Origin of the sequence: Rappaport israeli (genome assembly GCF_001888055.1) — a bacterium.
Taxonomy (GTDB): domain Bacteria; phylum Pseudomonadota; class Gammaproteobacteria; order Cardiobacteriales; family Cardiobacteriaceae; genus Rappaport; species Rappaport israeli.
Genome location: NZ_LXHZ01000016.1, coordinates 69346 through 85090 on the forward strand (window position 1 = coordinate 69346; position 15745 = coordinate 85090).

The 15745-nt window shown below is 47.3% G+C and carries 17 protein-coding genes and 2 pseudogenes; 6 read left to right on the forward strand and 13 right to left on the reverse strand.

The window, feature by feature from the left end; genetic code table 11:
• Window positions 1-33: 33 nt before the first annotated feature.
• The 10 genes from A5N84_RS03980 to A5N84_RS04025 form a co-directional block, all read right to left on the reverse strand.
• Window positions 34-648 (reverse strand): ATP-binding cassette domain-containing protein, encoded by a 615-nt coding sequence (locus tag A5N84_RS03980; RefSeq protein WP_016239123.1) that lies wholly within the window; start codon window positions 646-648, stop codon window positions 34-36.
• Window positions 649-844: 196 nt separating this feature from the next.
• The gene (locus A5N84_RS03985; protein WP_233119924.1) at window positions 845-1411 is read right to left on the reverse strand and encodes an ATP-binding cassette domain-containing protein; all 567 of its coding nucleotides are present in this window, start codon (window positions 1409-1411) and stop codon (window positions 845-847) included.
• Window positions 1404-2216 (reverse strand): alpha-D-ribose 1-methylphosphonate 5-phosphate C-P-lyase PhnJ, encoded by an 813-nt coding sequence (locus A5N84_RS03990; RefSeq protein ID WP_021565144.1) that lies wholly within the window; start codon window positions 2214-2216, stop codon window positions 1404-1406. The genes A5N84_RS03985 and A5N84_RS03990 overlap by 8 nt, the downstream gene beginning before the upstream one ends.
• Window positions 2213-3226: a carbon-phosphorus lyase complex subunit PhnI gene (locus tag A5N84_RS03995; protein ID WP_016239120.1), complete on the reverse strand. Its 1014-nt coding sequence runs from the start codon at window positions 3224-3226 to the stop codon at window positions 2213-2215. The genes A5N84_RS03990 and A5N84_RS03995 overlap by 4 nt, the downstream gene beginning before the upstream one ends.
• Window positions 3226-3783 (reverse strand): phosphonate C-P lyase system protein PhnH, encoded by a 558-nt coding sequence (gene phnH / locus A5N84_RS04000; RefSeq protein ID WP_016239119.1) that lies wholly within the window; start codon window positions 3781-3783, stop codon window positions 3226-3228. Before phnH ends, A5N84_RS03995 begins: the two co-directional genes overlap by 1 nt.
• 4 nt (window positions 3784-3787) lie before the next feature.
• The gene (phnG, locus tag A5N84_RS04005; protein WP_021565143.1) at window positions 3788-4213 is read right to left on the reverse strand and encodes a phosphonate C-P lyase system protein PhnG; all 426 of its coding nucleotides are present in this window, start codon (window positions 4211-4213) and stop codon (window positions 3788-3790) included.
• 12 nt (window positions 4214-4225) lie between these two features.
• Window positions 4226-4741: a hypothetical protein gene (locus A5N84_RS04010; RefSeq protein WP_072281355.1), complete on the reverse strand. Its 516-nt coding sequence runs from the start codon at window positions 4739-4741 to the stop codon at window positions 4226-4228.
• Window positions 4734-5558, reverse strand: coding sequence for an ABC transporter ATP-binding protein (locus A5N84_RS04015; protein WP_016239116.1), 825 nt, complete (start codon window positions 5556-5558; stop codon window positions 4734-4736). The genes A5N84_RS04010 and A5N84_RS04015 overlap by 8 nt, the downstream gene beginning before the upstream one ends.
• Window positions 5559-5560: 2 nt before the next feature.
• Window positions 5561-6619: a FecCD family ABC transporter permease gene (locus tag A5N84_RS04020; protein WP_072281356.1), complete on the reverse strand. Its 1059-nt coding sequence runs from the start codon at window positions 6617-6619 to the stop codon at window positions 5561-5563.
• The gene (locus A5N84_RS04025; RefSeq protein WP_072281357.1) at window positions 6616-7710 is read right to left on the reverse strand and encodes an ABC transporter substrate-binding protein; all 1095 of its coding nucleotides are present in this window, start codon (window positions 7708-7710) and stop codon (window positions 6616-6618) included. Before A5N84_RS04025 ends, A5N84_RS04020 begins: the two co-directional genes overlap by 4 nt.
• An 83-nt stretch (window positions 7711-7793) precedes the next feature.
• On the opposite strand from A5N84_RS04025, the gene A5N84_RS04030 reads away from it, so the two are divergent.
• Window positions 7794-8699, forward strand: a complete 906-nt coding sequence (locus tag A5N84_RS04030) for a LysR family transcriptional regulator (protein ID WP_086961197.1) — start codon at window positions 7794-7796, stop codon at window positions 8697-8699.
• Between the two features lie 293 nt (window positions 8700-8992).
• A protein-coding gene (locus tag A5N84_RS04040; protein ID WP_223814698.1) for an IS1 family transposase occupies window positions 8993-9690 on the forward strand; the annotation gives its coding sequence in 2 pieces (ribosomal slippage) (window positions 8993-9242 and window positions 9242-9690; 699 coding nt in all).
• Between the two features lie 249 nt (window positions 9691-9939).
• Here the strand turns inward: A5N84_RS04040 and A5N84_RS09860 are convergent.
• Together A5N84_RS09860 and A5N84_RS04055 are read right to left on the reverse strand one after the other, a co-directional pair.
• Window positions 9940-11059, reverse strand: a pseudogene (locus A5N84_RS09860) (IS3-like element ISSen4 family transposase).
• A 139-nt stretch (window positions 11060-11198) separates the two neighbouring features.
• Window positions 11199-11423: pseudogene (locus tag A5N84_RS04055) on the reverse strand (hypothetical protein); the annotation flags it as partial.
• Window positions 11424-11708: 285 nt separating this feature from the next.
• On the opposite strand from A5N84_RS04055, the gene A5N84_RS04065 reads away from it, so the two are divergent.
• Window positions 11709-12440, forward strand: a complete 732-nt coding sequence (locus tag A5N84_RS04065) for an HNH endonuclease (RefSeq protein ID WP_072281358.1) — start codon at window positions 11709-11711, stop codon at window positions 12438-12440.
• A gap of 176 nt (window positions 12441-12616) precedes the next feature.
• Here A5N84_RS04065 and A5N84_RS04070 read toward each other — a convergent pair whose 3' ends face one another.
• Entirely contained in the window at window positions 12617-13264 is a 648-nt protein-coding gene (locus A5N84_RS04070) for a recombinase family protein (protein ID WP_024262784.1), read from the reverse strand.
• A gap of 294 nt (window positions 13265-13558) precedes the next feature.
• Here A5N84_RS04070 and A5N84_RS04075 point away from each other — a divergent pair, with 294 nt between their 5' ends.
• The 3 genes from A5N84_RS04075 to A5N84_RS04085 all read left to right on the forward strand — a co-directional run bounded on the left by A5N84_RS04075 (window position 13559) and on the right by A5N84_RS04085 (window position 15613).
• On the forward strand, window positions 13559-14179 hold the full coding sequence (locus tag A5N84_RS04075) for a ParA family protein (protein WP_072281359.1): 621 nt from the start codon (window positions 13559-13561) through the stop codon (window positions 14177-14179).
• Between the two features lie 51 nt (window positions 14180-14230).
• A complete protein-coding gene (locus A5N84_RS04080; RefSeq protein ID WP_000051066.1) occupies window positions 14231-14461 on the forward strand; it encodes a plasmid partition protein ParG in 231 nt (76 codons plus the stop codon).
• 171 nt (window positions 14462-14632) lie between these two features.
• Window positions 14633-15613 (forward strand): IS5-like element ISKpn26 family transposase, encoded by a 981-nt coding sequence (locus tag A5N84_RS04085; RefSeq protein WP_000019445.1) that lies wholly within the window; start codon window positions 14633-14635, stop codon window positions 15611-15613.
• Window positions 15614-15745 lie beyond the last annotated feature (132 nt).

Here is a 15745-nt window from a genome sequence, read left to right on the forward strand (position 1 = left end):
CGCTTATTCGCACCTTCCTTAAATGTAGACGGTTTAACCGTCTAAAGAGATTGACTGATCCACCCAACTGGCACTCGTATGACTGGTGTAAATAACCAGTTTCTGAGCGGCTTTAGCCTGTAATAAAAGCGTGCTCACCTGATGACTACGCTCTGGATCCAATCCTGTACAGGGCTCATCTAAAAGTAAGATTGGAGGAGAAGAAAAATAAGCGTGAAGCAACATAAAACGCTGTAGTTCACCACCAGAGACATCACAGGCATAGCGAGAGAGTAAGCTAGGAGAGAGGTCCAGCAGTCTTAGTCCGTCGAGTACTGTCTTTGTGGGGACTAGAGCAAACCAATCCACAAGTTTTTCGCGAGGTAGTACGGTAGGATGTTGCCCTACGTACGACATTAATCGTGAGCGTAGAAATGCAAAGTGGGCGGGTGTCATTGTGCTTGGTGTGAACTGCTGATCGTGGGTTCGTATGCACAAGTGTGCCGTTCCTAAGCTTCGACTTCCCCAAATTCGTGAGAGCAAAGTCGATTTTCCTGAGCCTGACGCTCCCCAGATCTGTACGATCTGCCCTGTTTGTGCCGTTATGCGAAGTGGCCCATGATGTATGCCATTGCCTTCATACTGCAAAATCACAGTTGGTTTATTCATTAAATCATTGCCTTAACAAGAGCTTGGGCGATGAGATGCTCAGGCTCAGTAAGCAAACGATCCATAATGGATTCGCTGACGATGCGGCCTTGATCCATCACGATGGCCCGATCAGCAATGAGTCGAGCTAGACGTAAGTCATGAGTCACAAACACCATGGCAGTCTGTGTTTGGTTTCTCAAATTAGAGAGCACATCTAAAAATCTGCTTGAGCGAATGAGTCGAGACCAGCAGTGGGTTCATCTAAAAATAAAATGCTCGGCTGATGGATCATGGCCGCAGCGATTTGTACGCGTTGGCGCATCCCTCCCGAAAAGTTCTTCACTGGCTCATGTAATCGTTCTGGACATAAACCAAGTCGCTGGCCCCATTTTTGTGCTTGTTTGAGTGCATCAACCGCACGGTTGTCACCTAAATCAAAAAGACGACGTACGATATTAGTGGCGGCACTTTGTCTCAGGTTTAGGGTTGTGCTGGCATCCTGAGCCACATAGCCACACGCCCGCCGACGTAAAAGGTTAGTTTGATAAAGACTGGTACGTAGTAAATCCTGGCCTAAAAGGGAAAGAGCCTGACAGTTGTTAGATAGCTGTCGTCCAGCAAGTATATTCAGAAGACTTGATTTTCCAGCACCTGAGGGGCCGACTAAAGCGAGAACCTCGGAAGGATAAAGCTTGAGGTGACAATCCGACAAAATACGGTGCCCAGCTATTTCAAGTGAGATAGCCTGTGCTGTCAGCACGGGATCTGGCAAGCTAAACATGAGCGCGCTCCTTGCATGCTTCGGAGTCGGAACATACCCAATGGGGGGTGTTTGACGTACCAATATTATCCAAATAATGAATAGATGAGCCGCAGATACAACATGCTGTATCGACTTTTTTCAGGCTAGCAGGCAGGTCAACAAAAGCTAAGTTTGCTAAGGGTGTATAGGCAGGCAATGCATAAATTCGTCGCTCGCGTGCGGCGCCAAAAATCTGAATAGCAGGCATCATCGCCATGCGGGGGTTATCCATAGCAGGAATAGGCGACGGTGACATTAAGACCCCATCATTAACAATCACAGGGTGGTCGTATCCTAAGCACGCATCATCTTGTTGCAACCATGTTTCAAATAGAGCGCTTAACACGACACCGTAATCATGATGTGCGTGCCGTGTCAGTGCTTCGGCCGCATCATTAATAAATCCACGTAGAGGGTCAGGTCGAGGAACTTGGTACACCACAATTTGCTCTTCCCGCAACGGGCTTTCAGGGACTCGCTGACGCGTTTGAATGAGAGTAGCCTTTGAGCTTGTTGTCGTAATTGATATGTTTGCCGTTTTAGTAAAAAAATCCGCGATATTCAGGGCATTAACGGTATCATCCGAACCATGATCGACTACCTTTAACGTGTCATTCGGTTCTAATAAGGCAGCGGTAATAGCCATGCCTCCTACCCCCCAACCATAGGCAATGGGTAGCTCAGGAGCTGAGAAAGGTATTTGACGTCCAGGTAGACAGAGTGCTTTTAGGGTTTTACGACGTATTTCTTGTTTGGACGGTAGATCAAGGTAGGCATAATTCATATTTCCTCCTTAGCCTGAACTCGGCGTAAACGCGCTAAATCAGCATCAAAGTCAGAGTAATGAGGTAATTTCAAATGGCTGACATAGCCGGATGCAGCGACTCCGTCGGTATGCATGAGTGCATCACTGGTAGCACCCTCAATTTTAAAGTGCTGATCTACGATTGCCATGGCGACGGCTTTACGCTCGTTAGCTCCAAAAGCAATACCAAAACCCGCTTCTAAATGTGGAGATGAGCTAAAATTTGGAGCCACAGTAGTGCAGGCAGTTAACTCAACCTCACCAATGGATACGGTTAAATTGAGGTCTTCCAGCTCTACGAATATTTCAACGCTCCCTCTCATTAATTGCGCTACATAGGGATGACTCGTTGAGGCTTTACGCAAACTCTCGTAAGCTAATCCAGTTAAGTAGCCTTCTTCGCCACGAGCGAGATGAGCGAGACGCTCGCAAGGATCAGGTAAAGAAGGCAAAACAGTTCGCGTAATGTCTATCGGAGCTTTAGATATTTCGGTGCGGATAAGATCTGCGTACAGTGGCTCAGAGCTAGAGGGCGATGAGGGAGCTGTTATCACTGATTTAGGTAACTCGCACTGAGGGCGAGAGTGTTCTAAATCCATATTCAGTAAGCGGTGGGTGTAGTCGTAAGTGGCGCCTAAAATTTGCCCTCCAGCCAACTCTTTTTGCGTGGCGGAAATGTGGCGACTGTAATGCATTGTTTTTAGATCTATGTTTTGGCTTGAGCCAAAATTGGCTAATTGCGCGCGATGAGCACGTACGAGAAATACCGCTTCGGCAATGTCTCCCTGAGCTTGCTTAAAGGCAATAGCAGCAAAACGTCGATCGTATAAGCCCCCCTCACTCATGATCCGATCAAGAGCTAACGACATTTGTGCCATGATTTGATTAATTTCAATCTCGGGGATTGTGTCGTCGCCTCGGCGACTCCGTTCTACGGCTATACGGGAAGCAGCAATTGCTTGTTCACCACCCTTTACTGGTACGTACATTAAATGATCTCCAAAGTTAAGTGACGTGGTAATACAACCAGCTGCGTGTCAGCGCATAGTAGTAGGTCCACTCCACGCGGGTAATCGGCACGAAAAGCAATATGATCAATGACTACATTTTGATGTAACCCTGAAAAATATAAAGTGTGTGGTTTGTTGAGTCCTGCACCGGTGGCTCGTATAGCAAGCCCCCCGTTTGTAGGTGATATGGCGGCTATTTCCATGACAAGGGTTGCCCCACTTTCAGGCGACTCACGGCTTCCTGCTGGAATATGTTGTAAGTGATGCCGTTGAGAACCTGCAAAAACCCATTCGGGAGTTTGGCTCAAGGTTGCGCCTGTATTCAAAATACGGCTTGTTAATTCCTTATTTTCCACCTCAATAGCTACCGTCGTTTGGCTGTCTAGAAGGCAGTCAACGATGCAATGAATAGCACGCTCTTCTAGTTGCTGTATGCGCATTGGGTAACCAAAGGCATGCAGTAGTCGCCGATAAGTACGCGTCTGCCGATGTAACTCATCGTCATGTCTGTGCTCAGATCGTAAAGGTATTTTCATGATTCTAAGTTTTTTGTGTGGTGTAGAAACGTACAGAAGTAGCAGCCGTCAGCTGCTCCCTCTCAGCCTTTTTTAGCTCTAACTGTTGGCGTATAGGGTGCAGCACCAGCTCACGTTGGTGGGAGGGGGCCGTTTGTAGAAAGGCGTCTAGATAGGCCGCTAACTCCGCTTTGCGTAGATCGGAGCCCAAATGTACTGCGTAACCTTGAATTTTCCCAATAGCGATTACGCAGCGAGTACAAGAAGCCTCACCAAACTGAAATGACACTGAGGCCTTACAAGCTTGTGTATTGAGCTGCACCAACCCCGTTTCAGGGCCAGCGAGTTTTTGTATAGGCACACCCGGATTGTAAGTAGCCCAGATATTTTCCAGATAATCTCGGTTAGCTCGGGCAAGTAGCCCGAGCCAAGTTTGACGTTCTTGATTCATGGCTATGACTTATTACGATAATACGGTAGCGTTGTAAATATCTTCTGCGGGCTGGACTAACAAGCGTTCTACCATTTCGAGCTTCATTTCAGCCAAAATGATCTCTTCTTCTGGTGAGCGGTCTTTCTTGCGTGCTAACTGAATGAACTCGGGGCGTACGTGTCCGGGACGGATGGTGATTTCAACAGCGGTGCCACGGTACTCGAAACGGAAGTAATAACGACCACCGGGGGACTCTTCTTCTTCGAGCCCTACTGAGTTATCAACAATGTAGCGACCCTCAGTAAGACCGCGGGTAACAAACTCAATCGCATCTCTACCCCCTGGGCCTCCAAAGGCTGTGACACAGCGAATTTCACGTCGTTCAGGCAAACGACCATTATCTAGCAAGGGCCAGGCTCGCTGCATAACTTTTAGCCCGTGGGCTACACCACCCGGATAACCGGCACCGTGGTATTTTAATAACTCATCAAAGTGGACTGTAAATTCATGTCCATTTTCCAGATAGGAGATTGTATCGTTACTCATTGTATTTACCTTTGTTTAGAGGATAAGAAATGGGCATATCTTGATCCGGTTCACGTATTCCAAAAACCGGGCAGATTGTGCTTTGAAAATGTTCTCCCGTTTGCACCATTAGACGGCGTAGTCTGACGTTGTATAAACGGGATAACTCAGACTCGGTTAACAGCTCATCAGCTGGACCAAATTTAATCTGATCGTTGGTGTGCATCAGCAGTACTTTGTCTGCGAGATGCAGAGCGTGTTGCGGATGGTGAGTGGTAAAAACGACCGAATGGCTACGTACTCGGCGTAACTCGAATAAGACGTTAAGCAATAAGTCCTGATTAGCTAAATCTAAAGCTGAAGCCGGCTCATCAAGTATGAGTACCTCAGCACCAGTAGCTAAAGCACGAGCAAGCAACACTAATTGGCGCTCGCCGCCGGATAGAGAGCCATATAAACGATAAGCAAAATGCCCTCCGCCTACTTTTTCCAATGCTTCAAGAGCTAGCTTACGATCCCGCTGTGAAGGAAGGCTGAACATGGGAAGCAAGGCGGCTCGTGCCATGAGTACCACATCGAGGCAACAATGGTTTTCACTACCGTATTGGTATTGAGGTACATAGCCGATGAGGTGGGGTACCTGCCGTTGTCCTTGATCTAAACGTTGTGAGCCTAATAGAGCTTTTAGCAACGTAGTCTTACCGCGTCCGTTTGGGCCCAAAATGGCCAACGTTTCGCCCTTTTGTACGTTAAAACTTAAATCCTGAAAAATCACACGTTCACTAAAACGTACGCACGCTCCAGTTAAACTGAGATGAGAGGTAAAGACGGTTTGCATGATTAAGCCCTTTCACGTCGACGAGTGCATAGTAAGTACACAAAGACGGGGGCGCCAACTAGAGCTGTGAGTACGCCTAAAGGAATCTCTGCAGCAGTTAAACTACGAGCCAACGTATCAGTCAAAATCATGAAAGTGGCACCCAGCATAAGACTCGTGAAATAGAGCCGGCGGTGATCTTCGCCTACTAACATACGAGCAAAGTGTGGGATTACGAGTCCTACCCACCCCACTACGCCCGATGCGGTTACGCAGGCGCCGATAATGATAGAAATCAACGCGAAGACGACCATCCGGGAGCGTGCAACATGGATGCCAAACGACTTAGCTTCGTCGTCACCCATAGCGAGTACAGCAATGCGATAGCGCATTCTATTCAGTAGGTAAATGCTGGCAATGAGTATAGGAGCAGTTTGTGCAAATTTTTCCCAACTCGCCGTTGCAAAGCTTCCCATCAGCCAAAAGACGATGGCAGGTAAACTCGTTTCTGGATCCGCGGCATATTGAACTAACGAAATACCTGCTGCAAATAAAGCATCAATAACAATTCCAGCAAGCACAATAGTCATCAAAGTACGACCCGCCATATTTGAAATCAGCACTACTAAAAACAGAGCAGCAAATGCTGATACAAACGTAGCCCCCATCAGTAGCGGCCCCCCTACTCCAGCCAAAATTGCCAGTGATCCTCCTAATGCTGAACCTGAGGATAAACCTAGCACTTTAGGTGAAACGAGAGGGTTACGAAATAAGGTTTGTAAGGCTACCCCGCAGATGGCAAGCCCAGCCCCACATACTCCTGCCAATAATATGCGCGGCAAGCGTACATTCAAGATCACCAACGCATCCATATGCTGTGAGTTATCACCTCGTAAGGCTGCATATAGGATGGCTACAATCTCATCTAGCGCTACGCTGTATCGACCTACTGATAGCCCGATTAGCACAGTCGCTATAAGCAGTAGGGACAAAAGAGGCCAATGACTAGCACGCCAAGTGCTCAGGGTAACTGGCTCAACCATTTCTGAGGACGAGTGAATCGATCGCATATATTTGTTCATTGTTTACGAAACACTTGATAACCGTGACTGTCGCCGTTCATATCAATACGCAGAATTCGATCTATCTGCTCATCCGATAGGTCAAAGTTATAAAGTAATTTGAAGCCTTCTTTTAATTCGTGACGTAGGTCAAAAGAGAAAATATCGGGATGAGTAAGATTGGCCAGCCACATCCATGTGTAGGGGCTTTCATGGGAAGCACTATCCCAGATATATCCACCTTGAGGTGTCTTATAAACGCGTTTTTGTACGGCGGCATTTAAGCGAGAAAGTAATGGGTCGTCGTATATCGCTTCTAATCCAGCATCCGTCTCTGCTGCGGAAAGTAAGATAATATCTGGGTTCCATTCAAGAATCTGTTCCACGCTAACAGTGCTTTGTACGCCAACTCCTTGAGCTACATTTTTAGCGCCAACCAGCTCGATGAAGGTTTGTTGATAACTTTTCTCACCAGTAGCAGTCAACTTGGATTTGGCAGAGCGCAAATGCAAAATGCTTGGTGTTGCATGAAAGCCTACTTGTTTTAAACCAGTAGTAATTTCACTTTGTACACGGTCACGCCAATCAATAAGCTTTGACAGTTTTTCAGTATTACCCGTGATATCAGCCACCATTTTCATATTGGCTCGGGCCAGCTCTTCTGTACCCGCATTGCCACCGCCTACCATTAGAGCAACGGGCAAACCTGCATTGCGAAGTGGAGCTACGATATCATCGCCGCGCTCACCCCACTGGATGACTAAATCCGGTTTAAGTTCTGCGATGGCCTCTACGTTGGGCATCCAACCACCGTTTTCCGACAAAATGTCACTGGGGATATCAACAGCTTCAGGAAACATAACGCTCATCATACCGCTCTTAAAGGCTCGTTTAGAGCCCTCATTCATACCCACTAACAGCTCGGTAGAACCATCTATTGCGATGAAGGTAGCTGCAGCTGGATTGGGCAGAGTAATGATACGTCTAGGAGGGGCTTTTAACTTAATTTCCCGTCCGGTTACATCAGTAAAGTTAAATTCTTGCGCTGACAAGTTACCTGATAACAAAGTTGTCGCTACTAGCACGGCAAAGCAACGGGGTATTGAGGTCATAATCCCTCCTTAGGAATTAGATTGAATATAATTTTGATTAAAAATATTATAGCCAGTTTTTCATCAATTGGAATCGAATGTTTATGACGGTGCGTGAAGTAATTTCGAACAAGCTAGCAGCAGTGTCTGTGCGTGACTTGCTTTTAGTTGAGGCCGTCGCAATGAAACGTAGTTTTCGTTATGCGGCCATAGACATGGGTATTTCGACCTCGGGCTTGTCTTATCAAGTAAAAAAAGTAGAGGAAATTCTCGGACAGCCCATTTTTGAAAGGGGGAGTAAAATAACACCCACTGCCTTTGGAAAGGAAGTTTTAGACTTAATCGCCGTAATTTTAGAAGGCGTGACTCGGCTTGAGGGGTTACGTGATGATGGCTTAGCTCTTCCCTTTGGGCAAACCTTACGTATTGGAGTGATTTCCTCACTGGCACCGGATAACTTGTTACGGATTATCCAGATTTGTGCTCACCGTTCAGGTAAAACTAAAGTCGAGTTGGTTAGTGGCAAGCATCAAGGTCTGTTACGGCGTTTACAGAACCGTGAAATTGATTTGCTAATTAGTGCAGCACAGTCGGTTCCTGAGGGGATGGCATATACAAGCTTATTCAAGGAACACTTTGTCTTACTAGTGCGAGCCGATAAACTTCAGCCTGAACTCCATCCTCTTATGCTCTGTGAGCCTGGATTACTACCACTTAGCGAGGATGATTTTGTTCCATCGCTAATTACTGAAGGCTTAAGTAAATTATTAAGCTCCGGCTTGACTCGTACATATGGCCTTGGTGTTGAGCATCGAATGGCTTTAGTTGCCGCAGGTTATGGTCATGCATTATTGCCGTATGGCTGGGTAAGAGATGTACATTTACCGGATCATTTAGCAGTGATGGAGCTTCCTCCCGCTTTATCGGCAGAGCGTGAATTAGGTTGCTTTTGGCGTCACTCATACATGATGGGGAGTCAAATTTCTCAGGCTTTTAGTGAAGCATGGTAATGCATGTTTCTGATGCGGGAGTATTTAAGATTTTACTGAAAAAAGGCATTGTGCATCAAGGTGCGCTTACGCATTGATTTTGTGGTCTGCAAACATTCGGATCAGCCTTCGAGCGTCATCATGCTTGACGCTCGTTGTAACAGATAAGCAAGGAAAGGCAATTCCTGTCGCTTTGAAAGTACTCTTGATTTTTTTCCAGTTGCGCTCGTCGGGAGGAATTCGACATAGCGCAAGTGCCGGTAATGGTGCCAACTTACTGATTTAGTGTATGATGGTGTTTTTGAGGTGCTCCAGTGGCTTCTGTTTCTATCAGCTGTCCCTCCTGTTCAGCTACTGAAGGCGTGGTGCGTAACGGTAAAAGTACTGCCGGACATCAGCGCTATCTCTGCTCTCACTGCCGTAAAACATGGCAGCTACAGTTCACTTACACCGCTTCTCAACCCGGTACGCATCAGAAAATCATTGATATGGCCATGAATGGCGTCGGATGTCGCGCCAGTGCACGCATTATGGGCGTTGGCCTCAACACGGTTTTACGTCACTTAAAAAACTCAGGCCGCAGTCGGTAACCTCGCGCATACAACCGGGCAGTGATGTCATCGTCTGCGCTGAAATGGACGAACAGTGGGGCTACGTCGGTGCTAAATCACGTCAGCGCTGGCTGTTTTACGCGTATGACAGGATACGGAGGACGGTTGTGGCGCACGTATTCGGTGAACGCACTCTGGCCACGCTGGAGCGTCTTCTGGGCCTGCTGTCGGCCTTTGAGGTCGTGGTATGGATGACGGATGGCTGGCCGCTTTATGAATCACGCCTGAAGGGAGAGCTGCACGTAATCAGCAAGCGATATACGCAGCGCATTGAGCGGCATAACCTGAATCTGAGGCAACATCTGGCAAGGCTGGGCAGGAAGTCACTGTCGTTCTCAAAATCGGTGGAGCTGCATGACAAAGTCATCGGGCATTATCTGAACATAAAACACTATCAGTAAGTTGGAGTCATTACCCATAAGTCTAATATGGCAACAGTTTCTATAATCGCGTTTCGCGAATCCGTGATATGAGCACCAATGTTGACAGTGCCACTTACCACTACACAACTTCATATCGCGTCTACTCTATTGCTAACACTTTCGAGTGATCCGTACCAGCAAAAGTGGACACTTCGCTAAGAAAGTCTGGGGTCAAGTCTTGCAACGTGCACAACGTGCTTGACCTGCCCCCACGATTAGATACAACACTCAGTTAGTAACGTCGGAATCTTCATTCTCAGAATGACCCTTTCTCCAGCCCGCTGCAAATTCAGACGGTGTCTGATAATTCAGCGTGGAGTGCGGGCGGCATTCGTTATAATCCTGCCGCCAGTCATTAATAATTTTCCTAGCATGAACGATATCGCTGAACCAGTGCTCATTCAAACATTCATCGCGAAATCGTCCGTTAAAGCTCTCAATAAATCCGTTCTGCGTTGGCTTGCCCGGCTGGATTAAGCGCAATTCAACACCATGCTCAAAGGCCCATTGATCCAGTGCACGGCAAGTGAACTCCGGCCCCTGGTCAGTTCTTATCGTCGCCGGATAGCCTCGAAACAGTGCAATGCTGTCCAGAATACGCGTGACCTGAACGCCTGAAATCCCAAAGGCAACAGTGACCGTCAGGTATTCCTTTGTGAAATCATCGACGCAGGTAAGACACTTGATCCTGCGACCGGTGGAAAGTGCGTCCATGACGAAATCCATCGACCAGGTCAGATTGGGCGCCGCCGGACGGAACAGCGGCAGACGTTCTGTTGCCAGCCTTTACGACGTCTTCTGCGTTTTACGCCCAGGCCACTGAGGTGATAAAGCCGGTACACGCGCTTATGATTAACATGAAGCCCTTCACGGCGCAGCAACTGCCAAATACGACGGTAGCCAAAACGCCTGCGCTCCAGTGCCAGCTCAGTGATGCGCCCTGATAAATGCGCATCAGCAGCCGGACGGTGAGCCTCATAGCGGCAGGTCGACAGGGATAAACCTGTAAGCCTGCAGGCACGACGTTGCGACAGACCGGTCGCATCACACATCAGCATCACGGCTTCCCGCTTCTGGTCTGTCGTCAGTACTTTCGCCCAAGAGCCACCTGAAGCGCCTCTTTATCCAGCATGGCTTCGGCAAGCAGCTTCTTGAGTCTGGCGTTCTCTTCCTCAAGCGACTTCAGGCGCTTGACTTCAGGCACCTCCATACCGCCATACTTCTTACGCCAGGTGTAAAACGTGGCATCGGAAATGGCATGCTTGCGGCAGAGTTCACGGGCGGGTACCCCAGCTTCGGCTTCGCGGAGAATACTGATGATCTGTTCGTCGGAAAAACGCTTCTTCATGGGGATGTCCTCATGTGGCTTATGAAGACATTACTAACATCGGGGTGTACTAATCAACGGGGAGCAGGTCATGCTTTGGCAAGGTCTGCTTTTGGCACATAAGAAATATTCAGAAATTTCGAATACTACATTAGCTCACTCACTTTACTGCAAAAACCGTAACCAACGTTTTCATTGAGTCACCCGAAACCATAACAAAGTGCATTTTGCTACCAACATGCTGCCAAAACTCGGCCTCTTGTGCATATTTTTTGGCTTTTTGGATAGAGGCACTTTCTGGTAACTGGGTTTTAGTTAGCCTTGGGCATAGCAGCTTTGTGCACAAAGCCTTCCAAGGATGCTTAGGTACACCGTCTGAAAGCCGCATTTAATCCCGATGTGCGGCCCTGTGGCTGCGTAAACAGGTTAATGGTGATTGGTTCTTGCAAACCACATGCAAGTTCTATCAGCGTTTCAGTCACGCTCCGAAAGGTACACGGTTATCCTGATAAGGTGTGATCCCTCTGACAATCTGATGACGTCACTACGCTCCGCTTGTTGCTGTATCACCAACGGGGCTTTATGGCTGCAATTGTCTAAATCAGAGGGTTGCACAAGTTATACTCGAAAGTTAATCTGAGATAAATCTTAGATTGCCAGAGGTCTCTTGATGTTTTCAAAATCAAATCGAACATACAAGTATGGCGACCAACCGATAAGAATCACTACTGTGCGAGTGGTTGAGGAACAGTTCAGAGGGGCGGCAACTGCTAAGCAAGTGGATGATTACCTTAGAGGAATATTCCCACACTATAAAGATGATACCCGCCTTAACCTAATAGTTAACACGGTTAATTGCAATCGGAGCTATTGGAGTTTCAACAAAACAGCCAGACGCACAGGTGATGTGACTCATCGCCATCATCAATATGATCGATTATTCAAGCGCGGAAACATTTTTGAAATCTATCAACCCTCTATTCATGGCATATGGGAGTTATATCAGGATCAGCAAGGAAAATGGTGTTACCGTCAAGTGAAGTCGGAGTTTGAAGAAGTAGTAGAGGCTGCTGCTAAATTACCCTCATCTACACGGAAACAGATTTTAGCAACGGAAAGTAAAACTCCAGTGCTAACCGAAGTAACAACACGAGTTTATAAGCGAAGCCCGTATGTAGTTGCCGAAGTTCTTTTAAGGGCTAAGGGTAAGTGCCAAAGCTGTAAGCGTGATGCGCCTTTCTTGAAAGAAGATGGTACACCATTTCTCGAAGTTCACCACATTGAGTGGCTTTCTAAAGGCGGGGAAGATTCCGTGGAAAATGCTATAGCATTGTGTCCTAATTGCCATAGGCAAGCTCATTATGGTGCTTTAGAATTAGTGGCGGTTAACAAGCAAGGTTGAACATAACTTCCCGATAACCTCGCCACGCTCAGTGGCGATATAATAGGAGGCCTTACGAGTTAGGTACGACTCTTCGAAAATCCAGATGATGAAATTTCGGGTGATATTTATATAGATCTGGAACATCTCACAAGCCAACCAGCTAGGACGGGTAGACATTTTCTTGTGTGTTGTAACTACTTACTCAAAGCACGTTTATCTTCCCTCGATTTTACAGCACTACTAATTGTCCCTCGACTACAGGCCATAATTTTCTGAACCTGGCTCCAAGAACTACCGCTATCGAGCAACCGATTAATTGCATCGTATCGAGCCTGATTGACCTGACGCCCCTTATATTTTCCCTCCTTTTGAGCTTTATTAATCCCCTGCCTTTGACGTTCCCGGCGTTGTTCATAATCACGACGAGCCACAGCAGCCAGCATATCAAGCAACATATCGTTGATTGCAGCAAACATGCGACTATCAAAATCATGGCTCGCTGAAGCAATCCAGGTTGTCGGTACGTTGATGGCCATCACTCGAATATCCTTCTGGCGAATCAACTTCTTCAGGCTGTTCCAGTCTTCACCAGTTAAGCGTGAAAGCCGATCAACATCTTCAATGAGGAGAATATCGTTCTGTCGGCAGTCGTTCAGCAGTCTGAATAATTCCGGTCGGTCGAGCCGCGAACCAGATTCATTCTCGATGTAGTAATTGCAGATGTTAAGGCCACGCTCATCAGCAAAGCTATCGATCGCAGCGAGTGCGCGAGAAGCGTCTTGTTCAGATGTTGAGGCGCGTAAATAAGCCCGGACAAAGCTTTGCGGTACGGTATGAGTCACAATGTCGAACCAGTTCAATTTAGGTTATTAAAGCATAACCATATAGTACCTGTTTCGCATGGTATTTTAAAGGCATACTCTAAAAGAACCAAAAAACAAATAATGAGTAGATGTGACCTTGTCACTACACACTCATAAACTCAAACACTCATATACACAAGACAACTCAAATGAGTAGATACTCCTTAACTCATATACACATAAACTTATATTAACCTTTACTCATACAAAGAGTATGATGAACTCAAAAACTCACAGGAGTAATTGAGTAGACACACAATTGAGGATTTGAGTATGAAGGTGATCTCATTTCTGAATCCGAAAGGGGGTTCAGGTAAAACAACTGCCGTAATCAACATAACCACTGCATTGAGCAGGAGCGGATACAACATTGCTGTGGTAGATACAGATCCACAAATGAGCCTGACGAACTGGAGCAAAGCGGGCAAGGCAGCATTTGACGTATTTACAGCAGCATCTGAAAAAGACGTCTATGGAATCCGAAAAGATCTGGCGGACTATGACTTTGCTATTGTGGACGGGGCAGGTTCACTCTCAGTAATCACCTCCGCAGCCGTCATGGTAAGCGATCTGGTAATTATCCCTGTCACCCCCAGCCCTCTGGATTTCTCCGCAGCAGGAAGCGTCGTTACTGTTCTGGAAGCACAGGCTTACAGCCGCAAAGTTGAAGCCCGCTTTCTGATCACCCGTAAGATAGAAATGGCAACCATGTTGAATGTGCTTAAAGAAAGTATCAAAGACACCGGTGTTAAAGCATTTCGTACAGCTATTACACAACGTCAGGTTTACGTGAAATCAATTCTTGATGGCGACAGCGTGTTTGAATCCAGTGATGGTGCTGCAAAAGGTGAAATAGAAATCCTTACAAAAGAGATAGTTAGAATGTTTGAGTAATTACACATTTACTCATATAATCAAATAAGTATAAAAACCGGAGTAGCCTGAATGTCACTTGAAAAAGCGCATACGTCAGTAAAAAAAATGACCTTTGGTGAAAACAGAGATCTGGAACGAGTAGTAACAGCACCAGTATCATCTGGAAAAATCAAACGTGTTAACGTTAATTTTGATGAAGAAAAGCACACTCGGTTTAAGGCTGCATGCGCCAGGAAAGGTACATCAATCACTGACGTGGTGAACCAGCTTGTAGATAACTGGCTCAAAGAGAACGAATAATTGGAAGCCGAAGCGAACAGACAGGCCGACGCAAAACAACTGTTCTCAAAGCAGCCCTGGCTATGTACAACAGCCAATAGTTACTTGATTCTGCAAAACTTAGGGAAGGTGCGAACAAGTTCCTGATATGAGATCATCATATTCATCCGGAGCGCATCCCAGAGGGACATCATGAGCCATCAACTCACCTTCGCCGATAGTGAATTCAGCACTAAGCGCCGTCAGACCCGAAAAGAGATTTTCCTCTCCCGCATGGAGCAGATTCTGCCATGGCAGAATATGACCGCTGTCATCGAGCCGTTTTATCCCAAGGCGGGCAATGGTCGACGGCCCTATCCGCTGGAGACCATGCTGCGTATTCACTGCATGCAGCATTGGTACAACCTGAGCGACGGTGCCATGGAAGATGCCCTGTACGAAATCGCCTCCATGCGCCTGTTTGCCCGATTATCCCTGGATAGCGCCCTGCCGGATCGCACCACCATCATGAATTTCCGCCACCTGCTCGAGCAGCATCAACTGGCCCGTCAATTGTTCAAGACCATCAATCGCTGGCTGGCCGAAGCAGGCGTCATGATGACCCAAGGCACTTTGGTGGATGCCACCATCATTGAGGCACCCAGCTCTACCAAGAACAAAGAGCAGCAACGCGATCCGGAGATGCATCAGACCAAGAAAGGCAATCAGTGGCACTTTGGCATGAAGGCCCACATTGGTGTCGATGCCAAGAGTGGCCTGACCCACAGCCTGGTCACCACCGCGGCCAACGAGCATGACCTCAATCAGCTGGGTAATCTGCTTCATGGAGAGGAGCAATTTGTCTCAGCCGATGCCGGCTACCAAGGAGCACCACAGCGCGAGGAGCTGGCCGAGGTGGATGTGGACTGGCTGATCGCCGAGCGTCCCGGCAAGGTAAAAACCTTGAAGCAGCATCCGCGCAAGAACAAAACGGCCATCAACATCGAATACATGAAAGCCAGCATCCGTGCCAGGGTGGAGCACCCGTTTCGCATCATCAAGCGGCAGTTCGGCTTCGTGAAAGCCAGATACAAGGGGCTGCTGAAAAACGATAACCAACTGGCGATGTTATTCACGCTGGCCAACCTGTTTCGGGTGGACCAAATGATACGTCAGTGGGAGAGATCTCAGTAAAAACCGGAAATAACGCCAGAAATGGTGGAAAAAATAGCCTAAATAGGCTGATTCGATGTGTTTGCGGGAAAAAAATCGGCTCAAACATGAAGAAATGAAATGACTGAGTCAGCCGAGAAGAATTTCCCCGCT

Coding starts and splice junctions, on each gene's coding strand:
- A5N84_RS03980 (WP_016239123.1), bottom strand. CDS start 648: ATGAATAAACCAACTGTGATTTTGCAGTATGAAGGCAATGGCATACAT.
- A5N84_RS04015 (WP_016239116.1), bottom strand. CDS start 5,558: ATGCAAACCGTCTTTACCTCTCATCTCAGTTTAACTGGAGCGTGCGTA.
- A5N84_RS04065 (WP_072281358.1), top strand. CDS start 11,709: ATGTTTTCAAAATCAAATCGAACATACAAGTATGGCGACCAACCGATA.
- A5N84_RS03995 (WP_016239120.1), bottom strand. CDS start 3,226: ATGTACGTACCAGTAAAGGGTGGTGAACAAGCAATTGCTGCTTCCCGT.
- A5N84_RS04030 (WP_086961197.1), top strand. CDS start 7,794: ATGACGGTGCGTGAAGTAATTTCGAACAAGCTAGCAGCAGTGTCTGTG.
- A5N84_RS04085 (WP_000019445.1), top strand. CDS start 14,633: ATGAGCCATCAACTCACCTTCGCCGATAGTGAATTCAGCACTAAGCGC.
- A5N84_RS04075 (WP_072281359.1), top strand. CDS start 13,559: ATGAAGGTGATCTCATTTCTGAATCCGAAAGGGGGTTCAGGTAAAACA.
- A5N84_RS04010 (WP_072281355.1), bottom strand. CDS start 4,741: ATGAGTAACGATACAATCTCCTATCTGGAAAATGGACATGAATTTACA.
- A5N84_RS04020 (WP_072281356.1), bottom strand. CDS start 6,619: ATGAACAAATATATGCGATCGATTCACTCGTCCTCAGAAATGGTTGAG.
- A5N84_RS04025 (WP_072281357.1), bottom strand. CDS start 7,710: ATGACCTCAATACCCCGTTGCTTTGCCGTGCTAGTAGCGACAACTTTG.
- A5N84_RS03990 (WP_021565144.1), bottom strand. CDS start 2,216: ATGAATTATGCCTACCTTGATCTACCGTCCAAACAAGAAATACGTCGT.
- phnG (WP_021565143.1), bottom strand. CDS start 4,213: ATGAATCAAGAACGTCAAACTTGGCTCGGGCTACTTGCCCGAGCTAAC.
- A5N84_RS04080 (WP_000051066.1), top strand. CDS start 14,231: ATGTCACTTGAAAAAGCGCATACGTCAGTAAAAAAAATGACCTTTGGT.
- phnH (WP_016239119.1), bottom strand. CDS start 3,783: ATGAAAATACCTTTACGATCTGAGCACAGACATGACGATGAGTTACAT.
- A5N84_RS03985 (WP_233119924.1), bottom strand. CDS start 1,411: ATGTTTAGCTTGCCAGATCCCGTGCTGACAGCACAGGCTATCTCACTT.